This window comes from Nocardia sp. NPDC004722, assembly GCF_053601505.1.
The window spans coordinates 1-13,180 of the sequence record NZ_JBSGBY010000192.1 but is presented as its reverse complement, the minus strand read 5'-3'; the positions used below and the strand labels follow the sequence as shown (position 1 = coordinate 13,180).

12 protein-coding genes and 2 pseudogenes are annotated in these 13,180 nt (G+C 69.8%); 9 read left to right on the top strand and 5 right to left on the bottom strand.

The genetic code is table 11. From position 1 onward, the window contains the following. Nucleotides 1-841 (bottom strand): annotated as a pseudogene (locus ACWELQ_RS19985) (hypothetical protein); the annotation flags it as partial. Then, nucleotides 838-1,404, bottom strand: coding sequence for an NUDIX hydrolase (locus tag ACWELQ_RS19980; RefSeq protein ID WP_452398541.1), 567 nt, complete (start codon nucleotides 1,402-1,404; stop codon nucleotides 838-840). The pseudogene ACWELQ_RS19985 and the gene ACWELQ_RS19980, both read right to left, overlap by 4 nt. 203 nt (nucleotides 1,405-1,607) lie before the next feature. Between ACWELQ_RS19980 and ACWELQ_RS19975 the strand changes: the two genes are divergently transcribed. Then, on the top strand, nucleotides 1,608-3,044 hold the full coding sequence (locus ACWELQ_RS19975) for a CCA tRNA nucleotidyltransferase (protein WP_452398540.1): 1,437 nt from the start codon (nucleotides 1,608-1,610) through the stop codon (nucleotides 3,042-3,044). 3 nt (nucleotides 3,045-3,047) lie between these two features. Here ACWELQ_RS19975 and ACWELQ_RS19970 read toward each other — a convergent pair whose 3' ends face one another. Beyond that, on the bottom strand, nucleotides 3,048-3,815 hold the full coding sequence (locus tag ACWELQ_RS19970) for a hypothetical protein (RefSeq protein WP_452398539.1): 768 nt from the start codon (nucleotides 3,813-3,815) through the stop codon (nucleotides 3,048-3,050). Between the two features lie 140 nt (nucleotides 3,816-3,955). Here ACWELQ_RS19970 and ACWELQ_RS19965 point away from each other — a divergent pair, with 140 nt between their 5' ends. The 8 genes from ACWELQ_RS19965 to ACWELQ_RS19930 all read left to right on the top strand — a co-directional run bounded on the left by ACWELQ_RS19965 (nucleotide 3,956) and on the right by ACWELQ_RS19930 (nucleotide 11,171). Further along, nucleotides 3,956-4,369: a TOBE domain-containing protein gene (locus ACWELQ_RS19965; protein ID WP_452398538.1), complete on the top strand. Its 414-nt coding sequence runs from the start codon at nucleotides 3,956-3,958 to the stop codon at nucleotides 4,367-4,369. A gap of 20 nt (nucleotides 4,370-4,389) precedes the next feature. Then, on the top strand, nucleotides 4,390-5,133 hold the full coding sequence (gene modA / locus ACWELQ_RS19960; protein ID WP_452398544.1) for a molybdate ABC transporter substrate-binding protein: 744 nt from the start codon (nucleotides 4,390-4,392) through the stop codon (nucleotides 5,131-5,133). Next, nucleotides 5,133-5,930 (top strand): ABC transporter permease, encoded by a 798-nt coding sequence (locus ACWELQ_RS19955; RefSeq protein ID WP_452398543.1) that lies wholly within the window; start codon nucleotides 5,133-5,135, stop codon nucleotides 5,928-5,930. The genes modA and ACWELQ_RS19955 overlap by 1 nt, the downstream gene beginning before the upstream one ends. Before the next feature lie 10 nt (nucleotides 5,931-5,940). Next, entirely contained in the window at nucleotides 5,941-7,560 is a 1,620-nt protein-coding gene (locus ACWELQ_RS19950) for a DUF885 domain-containing protein (RefSeq protein WP_452398537.1), read from the top strand. Between the two features lie 57 nt (nucleotides 7,561-7,617). Next, a complete protein-coding gene (locus ACWELQ_RS19945) occupies nucleotides 7,618-8,739 on the top strand; it encodes a sulfate/molybdate ABC transporter ATP-binding protein (RefSeq protein ID WP_452398536.1) in 1,122 nt (373 codons plus the stop codon). Between the two features lie 80 nt (nucleotides 8,740-8,819). After that, the gene (locus tag ACWELQ_RS19940; protein ID WP_452398535.1) at nucleotides 8,820-9,572 is read left to right on the top strand and encodes a LamB/YcsF family protein; all 753 of its coding nucleotides are present in this window, start codon (nucleotides 8,820-8,822) and stop codon (nucleotides 9,570-9,572) included. A gap of 16 nt (nucleotides 9,573-9,588) precedes the next feature. Beyond that, nucleotides 9,589-10,308, top strand: a complete 720-nt coding sequence (locus ACWELQ_RS19935) for a 5-oxoprolinase subunit B family protein (protein ID WP_452398534.1) — start codon at nucleotides 9,589-9,591, stop codon at nucleotides 10,306-10,308. After that, nucleotides 10,308-11,171, top strand: a complete 864-nt coding sequence (locus tag ACWELQ_RS19930) for a 5-oxoprolinase subunit C family protein (RefSeq protein WP_452398533.1) — start codon at nucleotides 10,308-10,310, stop codon at nucleotides 11,169-11,171. Before ACWELQ_RS19935 ends, ACWELQ_RS19930 begins: the two co-directional genes overlap by 1 nt. Nucleotides 11,172-11,178: 7 nt before the next feature. Here ACWELQ_RS19930 and ACWELQ_RS19925 read toward each other — a convergent pair whose 3' ends face one another. After that, nucleotides 11,179-12,792, bottom strand: coding sequence for a DUF4185 domain-containing protein (locus tag ACWELQ_RS19925; RefSeq protein ID WP_452398542.1), 1,614 nt, complete (start codon nucleotides 12,790-12,792; stop codon nucleotides 11,179-11,181). Nucleotides 12,793-12,939: 147 nt separating this feature from the next. Further along, a pseudogene (locus tag ACWELQ_RS19920) lies at nucleotides 12,940-13,180 on the bottom strand (hypothetical protein); the annotation flags it as partial.

Sequence of the window (13,180 nt, the reverse complement as noted above, 5' to 3'; positions counted from 1 at the left end):
CGTTGATCAGGTTCTTGTCGCGCCCGCTGTCGGGTTTGAGCACGCTCTCCAGCGCCGAGAGCAGCTGGTCGAGCCGTCCGCCCTGGGCCAGCGAACCGGCCAGGTCGTCATCGGTGAGCAGGGCCTGGCCGTCGGGCGAGCCCGGTTGCCCGGCCACCAGCCGGGGCCGGTCGGCCAGCGGCCACAGCATGGTGGTGGCGACCGGCGGCGCGTCCGGGTTGGGCGGCGCGGGTTGGTGTTTCGGGTCGCCGGGCATGCCGAGGACGGGCAGCAGGAAGCGGGCGTCGTCGAGGCGGGCCTGGCCGCCGTAGTCGGGCTGGCCGTTCACATTGAGCAGCAGGGGGTAGACGCCCGGCGCGGTGATGTCGATCGACGAGATCCCGCTGGGCAGATCGGTTCCCGAGTGCAGGGCGACGGTGAGGCTGAACTGTTTGCGCTGTCCGGCGGTCAATTTCTCCGCGACGTCCTGGAATTCGCCGTTGACGTCGTAGTTGATCTGATCCAGTCGCAGCGCGGAGCGCAGCCCGCTGGGATTGGTGACCGCGCCCCCGCGCTGGATGCGGATGCTGATGTCGTTCACCGGCCGGTCGCCGATATTGGTGACGGTTCCGGCGACCACGAAGTAGGGGTCGCTGGCGCCGGTGATGGCGGTGGGCGTGACCGAATCCAGGGACAGTTTCAGGAATTTCGGTCCGGCCGGCTGTCCGCTGCCGTTGCCGGTGGGTTCGGCGGCGGCAATGGGCGTGGCGAGTCCTGGTCCGAGGATTCCCAGTGACGTGAGCACCGCCAGCATTACCGCGACGAATGAAAGCAGCGTGCGCTGCGATCCCGCACGCGTCATTGTCTGCCGTTCTCCATCCGGTCGATCAGCCGGTTGGCGACCTCGGCCAGCCTGCGCTCGTCAGCGTAGGCGAGCCGGGAGTCTAGTTCGCTCAAGGGAACCCAGGCCACCTTGGTGACTTCGACGTCGGCGTCGGAGAGTTCACCGCCGAGGCAGCGCATCAGATAGTGGTGCACGGTTTTGTGTACCCGCCGGCCCTCGGTGACGAACCAGTAGTCGATGCTGCCGAGTTCGGCGACCACGGTGCCCTGGATGCCGGTCTCCTCCTGCACCTCGCGGATGGCGGTCTGTTCGGCCGTCTCGCCCTCTTCGATATGCCCCTTGGGCAGCGACCAGAGCAATCGGCCGCGGCGGTCGGTGCGTCCGATGAGTGCGGCACAGCGTTTTTCCCGTGGACCGTCGAGGCCGTCCACGACCAGTCCGCCCGCGGAGGTCTCGCGGACGGTGCGCATGCGCGGTTTCGCCGCCCCGGCACCCGTGCCCGTGGTTTTCGCCGCAGTACCGGCCGAACCGCGCCGCCGGGGCTGGCGGCGTCGACTGTTCGCACGATCGGCCGGGGACACTGCGCCAGTCTATAGGTGACTGTGGCCCAGCCCGCCCCACCGCGGTAGCTCCTCTATATACAGAGCCCTCCTAGCTGGTAGACGCCGTTCGCGGCGCGGCACGCCGGATGCCCGGCCGGGGTGAGCGGAGGCTTTTCGGGGATCGGGCACCCGAACGACTAAGCTGCGTCTTTGTGGTTTCGCCGAAGTCCGAGGAAGCAGCCGTGGAGGATCGCCGTACCCGATTGCTGGCCGCCGCGGCGATAACCCTGGGACGGTACTCGGATGTGCTGACGCCACTCGGTGAACTGTTCGCCCAGCACGGGCATCAGCTGTATCTGGTCGGCGGCAGCGTCCGCGACGCGGTGCTCGGGCGGCTGGGCACCGATCTGGATTTCACCACCGACGCCCGTCCGGAGGTCGTGCAGGAACTCATGCGCGGCTGGGCCGATCATCTCTGGGACACCGGCGGTCTGGTGTTCGGCACGGTGAGCGCGTCGAAGGCCGGGCAGCAGCTCGAGATCACCACCTTCCGGGCCGATTCCTACGATCGGGTCTCGCGCAATCCGGAGGTCACCTTCGGCGACACCCTCGAGGGTGACCTGGTCCGGCGTGATTTCACGGTCAACGCCATGGCCGTGCGGATCGGTGAGCTGGGCGAGCTGGAGTTCGTCGATCCCCTCGACGGCATGTCCGCGCTGCTGGACGGCGTGCTGGATACGCCTGCGCTGCCGCAGGATTCGTTCGCCGACGACCCGCTGCGCATGCTGCGCGCCGCCCGTTTCGTCTCGCAGCTGGGCTTCGAGCTGGCCCCGCGGGTGCGGGCCGCGATCGTGGACATGGCCGCGGAGATCGATCGCATCACCGCCGAGCGGGTGCGCACCGAGCTGGACAAGCTGATCGGCGGCGAATACCCGACCGACGGCATCGACATCATGGTCGACACCGGGCTGGCCGAGCGGGTGCTGCCCGAGGTTCCGGCCATGCAGCTCGAGATCGACGAGCACCACCAGCACAAGGACGTCTACCAGCATTCGCTGACGGTGCTGCGCCAGGCGATCGACCAGGAGCAGGGCGATCCGGATCTGGTGCTGCGCTGGGCCGCGCTGCTGCACGACATCGGCAAGCCGCCCACCAAGCGCAACGAGCCCGGCGGCGGCGTCAGCTTCCACCATCACGAGGTGGTGGGCGCGAAGATGGTGCGAAAGCGCATGCGCGCCTTGAAGTATCCCAAGCAGTTCACCGAGGACGTGGCGCGGCTGGTGTACCTGCACCTGCGTTTCCACGGCTACGGTAAGGGCCAGTGGACCGATTCGGCGGTGCGCCGCTACGTGACCGACGGCGCGGAGTTGCTGCCGCGTCTGCACAAGCTGGTCCGCGCCGACTGCACCACCCGCAACAAGCGCCGCGCGGCGCTGCTGCGCTCCACCTACGACGATCTGGAAGTCCGCATCGAGCGGCTGGCCGAGCAGGAGGATCTGGCGCGGGTGCGCCCGGATCTGGACGGCAACGCCATCATGGAACTGCTGGATCTGCAGCCGGGTCCGGATGTCGGCAAGGCGTGGCGTTTCCTGAAGGAACTGCGCCTGGACCGCGGCCCGATGAGCCGGGATGAAGCGGAGGCCGCTCTGCTCGAATGGTGGCCCACGCAAAAGGCGTAGCGCTCAGAAGATGATGAGCGTCGTCCCGGCCACAATCGCCGAACGCATCTGAGCCAGGTCGAACGACCCGGTGATGGCGGGCAGGTCCGCACTGAAATGCACGTGCTCGCCGACCCTTTCGGCCCGGCCGATGCGCGCCTGACTCGGCAGCCCGGTCAGCGGAATCGGGTTCAGGGTGGTGAATCGCTTGGGCGCGCGCACTTTTCGCCAGTGGGCGCGGTGCACGGTGATGGACAGGACGTTGTCGGTGATCTCGGCCGCGGCCAGTGCCTTGATCTTCCGACGCCGATGCCGGGCGAGGATCAGCCCGTCGTCGGCCGGTTCCAGCTCCCAGTCGGGTTGCCAGCCGTTGATCCAGTCCAACAGCGCGGCAACGGATATCACCCCGCTCAGGTCGAGCTGGGCCGCGCGCACCTTGGTCGGTACCCCCGGGATGAGCCGCACCCCGTGTGCGATGACGGTCAGTTCCTCGATGGGATGCCGGTTCCAGTGCAGTCCGGTGAGCACGGTCTTGGTCTGGAAGTGCGCCCCGCGCCTGCGCACCTTGAGCGTGTGCAGCGTGGCGCGCAGGTCGTGACCCAGCAGGGTGGCGCTGACTTCCTGCCCGCCGAATTGGCTGAGGATGCCCTCCGAGAGCAGGGTCATGAGCACGTCGGGCATCAGCGCGGTGACTGTTCCCGCGCCGAAGTCGACGGCTGGTTCGAGCCAGGCGGTGGTGAAGCTGGTCCACGCGCCCAGAGACCAGGACTTCGGATCGAAATACGTGGCCATGATTGATCCGAGCGTACTGGCCGCCGGTGACCGCGCGTAGATCTGGAAAGTGAACAGAAACACGGACCCCACCCCTGTGATCCGCATCTACGGTTATATACGATTCGTCCTTCCGCAGATGCGGGTCTATTCTCCCTTTCATGCCCGATATCCGGATTCGTGACGCCGCCCAGCTGCTGGGCGTCAGCGACGACACCGTGCGGCGCTGGATCGACAGCGACGTGCTGACGGGACGCAAGGACGAATCCGGTCGCCTGGTGGTGGATGGCAGGGAGCTGGCGGAATTGGCCGTCGAGCAGGCCCGCACTCCACAGACCCGGATGGCTAGTGCCAGCTCGGCACGCAATCGGTTTCCCGGACTGGTCACCAGGGTGGTGGCCGATACCGTGATGGCACAGGTGGAGATGCAATGCGGACCGTTCACAGTCGTTTCCCTGATGAGCAGCGAGTCGGTGCGGGAGCTGGGCTTGCAGCCGGGGAGCGTGGCGTGGGCCAGCGTGAAGGCCACCACGGTGGTCGTGGAGACCGCCGCGGAGCCTGGCGGCACCGCCTAGGCGCGAAATCCGGTGCGGCGCTGGCCGCTACGGCGGTGCTGGGCGTCGGCCTGCTGTCGGGCTGCGGTTCGTCCTCGACCGGTAGCGACACCAAGACCATCACGGTTTTCGCCGCGGCCTCGCTCAAGCAGTCGTTCACCCAGATCGGCACCGAGTACGAGAAGCAGCACCCGGGTGTGAAGGTGACGTTCTCCTTCGCCGGTTCGTCGGATCTGGTGGCGCAGTTGAACAATGGCGCGCCGGCCGACGTCTTCGCCTCCGCCGATCAGGCGAACATGGACAAGGCGGTGAAGGGCGGCCGGATCACCGACAAGCCCACCGTTTTCGCCACCAACACGCTGACCATCGTGACGCCGCCGGGCAACCCGGCGCACATCGCTTCGCTGGCCGATCTGTCCAAGCCGGATCTGCGCCTGGTGGTGTGCGCGCCGCAGGTGCCGTGCGGCGCGGCCACCAAGAAGGTGACGGGCGACGCGAACGTGTCGATCAAGCCGGTGAGTGAGGAGTCTTCGGTCACCGATGTGCTGGCCAAGGTGACCTCGGGTCAGGCCGACGCCGGTCTGGTCTACGTCACCGACGCCGCCGGTGCGGGCGCCAAGGTGCAGACGGTGAACTTCCCGGAGTCCGCCAAGGCCGTCAACAGCTATCCGATCGCGGCCGTGGCCGATTCGAAGAACTCGGGCGCGGCCAAGGACTTCGTCGCGCTGGTCACCGGCCCGGACGGCCGCAAGATCCTGCAGCAGAACGGTTTCGTGCTGCCGTGATGCGACCCCCGGTCTGGCTGCTGGTGCCGGCGGCCATCGGCTTCGTGCTGGTGGCCGGACCGCTGGTAGCCCTGACCGGGGCGGTGGACTGGTCGCATTTCCTGGACCTGATCACCTCGGAGTCCTCGCGGGTGGCGCTGCTGCTGAGCCTGCGCACCTCGCTGGCGGCGGCCGTCGGCTGCGTCGTGCTGGGGGTGCCGATGGCGGCGGTGCTGGCGCGTGCGCGCTGGCGGTTGCTGCCGGTGCTGCGGGCACTGGTGTTGCTGCCCTTGGTTTTACCGCCGGTGGTCGGCGGCTTGGCCCTGCTGTATCTGTTCGGCCGCCACGGTCTGCTGGGCCGGGAGCTGGAGTCGATGGGTATCCGCATCGCCTTCAGCACGACGGCGGTGGTGCTGGCGCAGACCTTCGTGGCCCTGCCGTTCCTGGTGATCACGCTGGAGGGGGCGATGCGCACGGCGGGTGACCGTTTCGAGCGGATCGCCGCGACGCTGGGTGCGCGTCCCTCGATCGTGTGGTGGCGGGTGACGCTGCCGCTGCTGCGCCCGGCCCTGGTGTCGGGGACGATCCTGGCGTTCGCGCGGGCGCTGGGCGAGTTCGGCGCGACGCTCACCTTCGCGGGCAGCCTGCAGGGCACCACCCGCACCCTGCCGCTGGAGATCTATCTGCAGCGCGAGTCCGATCCCGATGCGGCGGTGGCGCTTTCACTGCTGCTGGTGCTGGTGGCGGCCGTGATCGTGCTGGTGGCCTACCGGCGGCCGGGTGTCGTGCCGGACCGGGTACCGGGCGGTGCGAGCTAGCGTGGCAGGCATGTCATCGGTTTTCGTCCCCCGCGCCGAGCGCATTGTCGATGCGCTGCTGACCGCCGATCCGCACCTGGCCACCTCGGTCGGCGACCACCGGGTCGACGACCGGCTCCCGGACTTCTCGCGGGCCGCCGTGCGGGGCCGGGTCGCCATGCTGCGCGAGGCCTCGCACGCGCTGGCGGAGGTCGACGACGAGGACCTCGCACCCGAGGACCGGGTCGATCTCGCGCTGTTGCAGCAGCGGGTCGACGGCATGCTCTTCGAGCTCACCGACGTGTGCGAGCACGAGTGGAATCCGCTGGTGCACAATCCCGGACCGCTGCTGCACCATTTGCTCTCGCGTCCGTTCGCACCGGCCGAGGTCCGCCTGGAGGCGCTGCACGCCCGGTTGACGGCCCTGCCCGACGCCCTCGCCACCGCCCGTGCGGTGCTGCGCGATTCGCCGCGCGTCCACGTGGAGACCGCGATCGGCCAGTTCACCGGGGTGGCGGCGCTGGTGCGCGAGCAGGTCCCGGTGCTGGCGGCCGAGGAGCCCGGGTTCGAGATCGAACCCGCTGCCGCCGAGGCGATGTCGGCGCTGACCGAGTTCACCGCGTGGCTGACCGATCGACTGGACAGTTCGGATCGCGATCCGCGCCTGGGCCGCCGCCTGTGGGAGGCCAAGCTCTGGCACACCCTGGACACCGATCTGAGCTCCCGCGAGATCCTGGAGCGCGCCACCGCGCACCTGGAGCAGTTGAGTGGCGAGATCCGTTCCGCCGCCGGGGAACTGCTCGGCGTCGCGAATCCGGACGACGACACTGTGCGCAAGGCGCTGGCGCAGCTCTCGGCCGATCATCCCGGCAATGACACGGTGGTCGCGGTCGCGGCGGACGCGCTGGCGGAGGCCACCGCGTTCGTCCGCGCGCACGGATTGGTCTCCCTGGTCGAGGATCCGCTGGTGATCGAGGAGATGCCGGAGTTCGCGCGGGGTGTCGCGGTGGCCTACTGCGATCCGGTCGGCCCGCTCGAAACCGCTGAGCTGCCGACGTTCTTCGCCATCGCGCCCACCCCGGCGGACTGGTCGTCCGACCGTGTGACCTCGTTCTACCGCGAATACAACGACCACATGATGCGCAATCTGACCGTGCACGAGGCCATGCCCGGCCACTACCTGCAACTGGCCCGCGCCCGCCGCTTCCGCGGCTCCACCCCGATCCGCGCCCTGTGCTGGAGCGGCACCTTCATCGAGGGCTGGGCCGTCTACGCCGAGAAGCTCATGGCCGACACCGGTTTCGGCGGTCTCCCGGTGCGCCTGCAACAGTTGAAGTCGCACCTGCGCATGACCATCAACGCCATTCTCGACCAGTCGGTGCACTGCGACGGCATGGCCCGCGCCGAGGCCATGCGCCTCATGCTCGACCACGGCTTCCAGGAGGAGGGCGAGGCCGCCGGGAAGTGGCGTCGCACCCTGCTCAGCTCCACCCAGCTGTCCACCTACTTCGTCGGCTACACCGAGGTCGCCGCCCTCGCCGCCGCCCGCCCCATCGTCACCCCGCCCCGCGACTGGCACGACGCCATCCTCGCCCACGGCTCCCCCGCCCCCCGCCACCTGCGCACCCTGCTCGGCGCGGAGGTGAACTGATCCGGTGACCGACCGAACACGTTGCCGCATACCAGATTCCGACCTCGGGCGGCACGGATGACCGGGCTGGCGGTGTCGGCGTGCCTGGCGGACCGGAACTTCCAGGTCGACCTGCAAGTCCCGGAGGGCGAGGTGCTGGCGGTGCTGGGACCCAATGGTGCGGGCAAGTCCACGTTGCTGGATGTGGTCTCGGGCCTGCTCGTACCGGACACCGGCGAGGTGCGCCTCGGCGATCGGGTGCTGACGGATACCGCGAAAGGCATTGCGGTGCCGCCGCATCGGCGTGACGTGTCGCTGTTGGCGCAGGACGCGCTGCTGTTCCCGCATCTGTCGGTCGAGTCGAATGTGGCGTTCGGGCCGCGCAGCCGGGGCATGCGGGGCCGGGCCGCGACGGCCCTGGCCCGGGAGTGGTTGCGCGCGGTCGAGGCCGAGGATTTCGCGAACCGGTCGCCCGGTTCCCTCTCCGGTGGTCAGGCCCAGCGAGTGGCGCTGGCCCGCGCGCTGGCCGTGCATCCGCGGGTGCTGCTCCTCGACGAACCCATGGCCGCACTGGACGTGACCGCCGCCCCGGCCATGCGCGCCCTGCTGCGCCGCGTCCTGCGGGACACCGCCGCCGATGCCGCCCCGCTGCCGGACACCCGGCCCAGCGCGACGATCCTCGTCACCCACGACATCATCGACGCCGTCACCCTCGCCGATCGGGTCGCGGTCATCGAATCCGGCCGCGTCATCGAATCCGGTCCGGTGGCAGCGGTTTTGGCGCGTCCGCGCAGCGTCTTCGCCGCGCGCGTCGCCGGAGTGAACCTCATTCTCGGGACCTCGGCCGACGGCGGCAGCGCCGGGCTGGGCGCGGTCACCGACGGCGATACCGCGGTGTTCGGCAGGTCCGAGGAGAAGTGGGTGGTGGGTGGCCGGGCCGCGGCGGTGTTCTCACCGGTGGCCGTCGCGGTGCACCTCGCTCGTCCGGAGGGCAGTCCCCGCAATGTGTTCCGGGTGCGGGTGTCCGAATTGGAGGATCGCGGCGGCCTCATCCGGGTCCGCGCGCTCGACGGTCCCGGGGCGGCCGCGGGCCTGGCGGCGGATCTGACGCCCGCAGCCGTTGCCCAGCTGGGCGTGACGCCCGGCATGGAGGTCTACTTCGCGGTCAAGGCCACCGAGGTCGACGTCTACCCTTATTGATCAGGGCAGATGTGGGATTCGCGGGTGCTGGGCGACGGGTGCGCCCACAATCGGATCACGACGACGGCTGGAGGACGCATATGACGCTGGATCTGAACAGCGACCTCGGCGAGGGGTTCGGCGACTACGTGATGGCCGATGACGCCGCCATGCTGGACGTGGTCACCAGCGCGAACATCGCCTGCGGCTTCCACGCCGGGGATCCGGCCATCATGCGGCGCACCTGCGTGCTCGCCGTCGAGCGCGGCGTGCGCATCGGCGCGCACGTCGGCCACCGCGACCTGCCCGGCTTCGGTCGCCGCGCGATCGCCATCGCCCCGGCCGACCTGCGTGACGAGACGCTTTATCAGCTCGCCGCCCTGGACGGTTTCGCCCGCGCCGCCGGGGACCGGGTGCGCTACCTGAAACCCCATGGCGCGCTGTATCACCAGGCCGCCGCGGATCGCGCGCTGGCCGACGCGATCGTCGCGGCCCTGCGCGAATTCGATCCGGCGTTGTCGCTGCTCGGTCCGGCCGACACCGAGCTCGAGCGCGCCGCGCTCGTCGCCGGAACACCGTTCGTGGGTGAGGGTTTCGCCGATCGCGCCTACACCCCGGCGGGCCTGCTCGCGCCGCGCGGCCTGCCCGGTTCCGTGCTGGACGCGGACGCCGCCGTGGCGCAGGCGCTGTCGATCGCCCGCGACGGCAAGGCCACCGGTGTGGACGGCGGCACCGTGGCGGTGTCGGCCGCGAGCATCTGTGTGCACGGGGATTCCCCGGCGGCGGTGGAGATGGCCCGGCGCATCCGGGCCGCGTTGGACGAATCCGGCACGCCCGTCCGGGCTTTCGCCTGATCGCGGGTGAGCGGCCATGACCGATCCCGAACAGTTCGACGTCGCCGGCGAGGTGCGGGCGGCGGGTGACCGTGCGCTGCTGGTGATTCCCCCGCTGCGGTCCATGATCGCCGATCTGGTGGCGGCGCTGCGTCCGCGTCCGCCGGGGGTGGTGGATGTGCTGCCTGCCGCCGAGACCGTACTGGTCATCCTGACCTCCCCCGCCTCGGCCGAACGGGTGCGACAGCGACTGCTGGCCCTGCTGGCCCGCCTCGATGCCCGCGCCCGCGTCACCGCGGGCGACCGTGCCATGCCCGACCGTCCGATCGACGCGGCGGGCCGGGCCGTCGCGGAGGATCCCGTCACCATCCCGGTCCGCTACGACGGGGAGGATCTGGCGGCGGTCGCGCGGCTGCTGGACCTCACCCCGGCCGAAGTGATCGCCCAGCACACCGGGACCGTATGGCGTTGCGCCTTCGTGGGTTTCGCGCCCGGCTTCGGCTATCTGGAATCCCCGGACGGCAGGCTGTCGGTCCCGCGCCGCACCCAGTCCCGCACGGCGATCCCGCCGGGCGCGGTGGCGCTCGCGGGCGGCTATTCGGCGGTCTACCCGCGCAGCAGTCCGGGCGGCTGGCAGTTGATCGGCACCACGGAAGTGCCGATGTGGGACGTCGATCGGAAGCCGCCCGCGCTGGTGCGCGCCGGTACCCGGGTTCGTTTCGTGGAGATCGGCTCCGTAGACGGAGGGATGCGCTGATGAGCGGTTTGCGAGTGGAGCGGGTGGGCCCGCTGGCGACCATTCAGGACCTGGGCCGCCCCGGCTGGTACGACTCCGGGGTGGGCACCGCGGGCGCGGCGGACCGCGCCTCGCTGCGGCTGGCCAACCGGCTGGTCGGAAATCCGGAGGGCGCGGCCGGTATCGAGGTGCTGCTGGGCGGGCTGGAGCTGCTGGCGCAGCGGCACAGCACCGTCGCGGTGACCGGCGCGTCGGTCCCCATCACCGTCGACGATCGGCCCATGGGCACCGCCAGCGTGCTGGAAATGGAAGAGGGACAGCGACTTCGGCTCGGCTTCGCGGCCACCGGACTGCGTGCCTACGTGGCGGTGCGCGGCGGGATCGAGGTCGCGCCGGTGCTGGGTTCCCGCAGCCGCGACACCCTCTCCGGCATCGGACCCGAACCGCTGCGCTCGGGCGACCTGCTGCCGGTCGGCCGCCCGCCGCGCAGCTGGCCGATCGTGGATGTCGCCCCGGTGCCGACCTTGGGCAACGACCTGCTTACGCTCCGCGCCGTGCCCGGACCGCGGGCCGACTGGTTCGCCGACGCCGCAGCGCTTTTCGCGGGCGAGTGGTCGGTGTCCTCGGACACCGACCGCATCGGCGCGCGCCTGGACCGCCGCAGCGGTCCGCAGCTGCGGCGCAGCGGGTCGAGCGAATTGCCCACGGAGGGTATGGCATTGGGGTCGGTCCAGGTACCGCCCAGCGGTCAGCCGGTGGTCTTCCTGGCCGATCATCCGATCACCGGCGGCTATCCGGTGATCGCGGTGGTGGTGGACGCCGATGTGGATGCCGTCGCACAGGCTCGGCCGGGTCAGGCTTTGCGCTTCCGGCGACTCGAATAATGCTGCGTCACTTCAGCGTCGCGTGCATGAGGTACACGTTGTAGCTGTTCCAGGCCGACATGGTGAAGTACAGATCCTTCCCGGTCGACCACGGATGGATGTACCCGCCGTAGGTCGTCGGATAGTCGTCGGTGTCGACCAGCGTCACCGGATCGGTCCACGCCCCTTGCGGTTCCGCGGTCGTGCGCAGCACCAGGGCGTGCCGGTCGAGATCCAGGTAGAGCATCTGCCACTGTCCGCTCGACTCGTCGTAGCGCACCGACAGCTCACCGGCCGTCCCGGAAACCACTGGCGTGGCCAGCAATTCGTCCGGCCCGAGCGCGGGCACCCAGGTGCCGTTGACCCAGTACTGGTAGGCGGACTTGTTGAGCACCTGGTCCGTGCTCACCCGCGCGAGCCCGATGGTGCCGAAGCGGCCGTTGGGGGTGCCGAACATGTAGACGTACCCGTCGTGCGGAGCCATGCCGACCACCTGGAAGCGGCCGAGCCCGAAGATGTTGTCCCAGCGCGCCCATTCCGACTTGGTCCAGGTGCTGCCGTTGTCGTCCGACCAGGCCAGGCCGCCCAGATTGGTCCACCACATGCCGGGCTTGTGCCGACTCCAGCGGGCCACCGACATATAGGTCAGGTACTGGCGTCCGCCCAGCGCGAAGCCCGAGGTGGGGATGGTGGTGATCTCGAAATTGTCGACCTTGCGGCTGCCCAGGATCTCCGCGGCGTGGCAACGGCTGTCCTGGGCGAAGGTGTCGAGCTTCAGCCCCTGGGACAGATCGCGATTGCTGCTGAAGGCGATCGAGTTGCTGCGCCAGTCCTGATCCCCGGCACCCGCGCCGGGCGGCTCCCAGCCCTTGCCGAAGGTGTCCCCGAACGCGACCGCGACCTGCCCCGGCTTCGACTCCCACATGATCCCGAGGTCCGTGCCGTCCACCGACCAGCGCATGTCGGTGCGATTGGTGGAGCCGTGCCCGGTCACCTGATTCACCAGAACCAGCGAGTCGAGCTCGCTCGGGGCCACCGGTGCGACGACCGGCGCGGGCGCCGGGAGCTGTAGGGCCGGAGCGGGTTGCGGTTGGGGCGGGGGCGGATCGCCGCCGGGTACCGGGATCGGGATCGTCTCGGGAACCTGATCGAACTGCACCTTCGGCAGTCCCGGCAGCTGGAACCCGTCCGAACTGCTACCGGACTGCGGGGCGGGCGACGGCGCCGCGGGTTCGGGCGTGGGCGTCGGCTCGGGTGTGTCGCCACCCGTGCCCGGGTCACCGGATGCCTTGGCCGGGTCGCCCGGCGGATCGGCCGGATCACTCTCGGGCGCAGCGATTTCCGGCTTGGGGCTCTGATCGTTGCGAATATCCGGGCACGGATTCCCACACGGGTCCGCCGGCAGCGGTGCGGGATCGATCCGGGTGTTGTCCAAGGGCGGCCCCGGCACGGGAACCTGGGTGAATTGCGGGACCGGGACCTGCACATGGATGGTGTTGTCCGGGGCGGGCGGTGGCGGTGGCAGATTCGGATCGGGTTGCCGGGCCAGCGGATCGAATTTCGTTTCGCCGCAATCGTTCATGGTCGGCGGTTGCCAGGGGGCCAGGGGACCGGCGGTGGCCGGTGCGGCGGGCAACAGCATGGTCGCCAGTACCGCCGCGCCCGAGAGTGCCAGGGCGGCAGTCGCTCTGGCGCGTGCCGTACGCATCCCTGCCACCGTAGCCCGCTCGATGGCATCCGGGTAGCGATCTTGGCGTGTCGCGCGGGTGGTGTGATCGAGCCGATATGTCTATCGCCCGGTCCGCCGTCGGGAATTGCCCGCGATGGCCGCGATACCGCACGCGTAGGTCGCCGCCGCGCCGATCGCGACCGCGGGCGAGCGTCCGTCGGCGGGCACGAGCAGCGCCGTGCCCGCCAGCGCCAGCACGAAGGTGATGTTGAAAACGGTGTCCTGCAGCGCGAATACCTGACCGCGATGGGTGTCGTCGATGGTGATCTGCATGGCTGCGTCCCCGGTCAGCTTGATGACC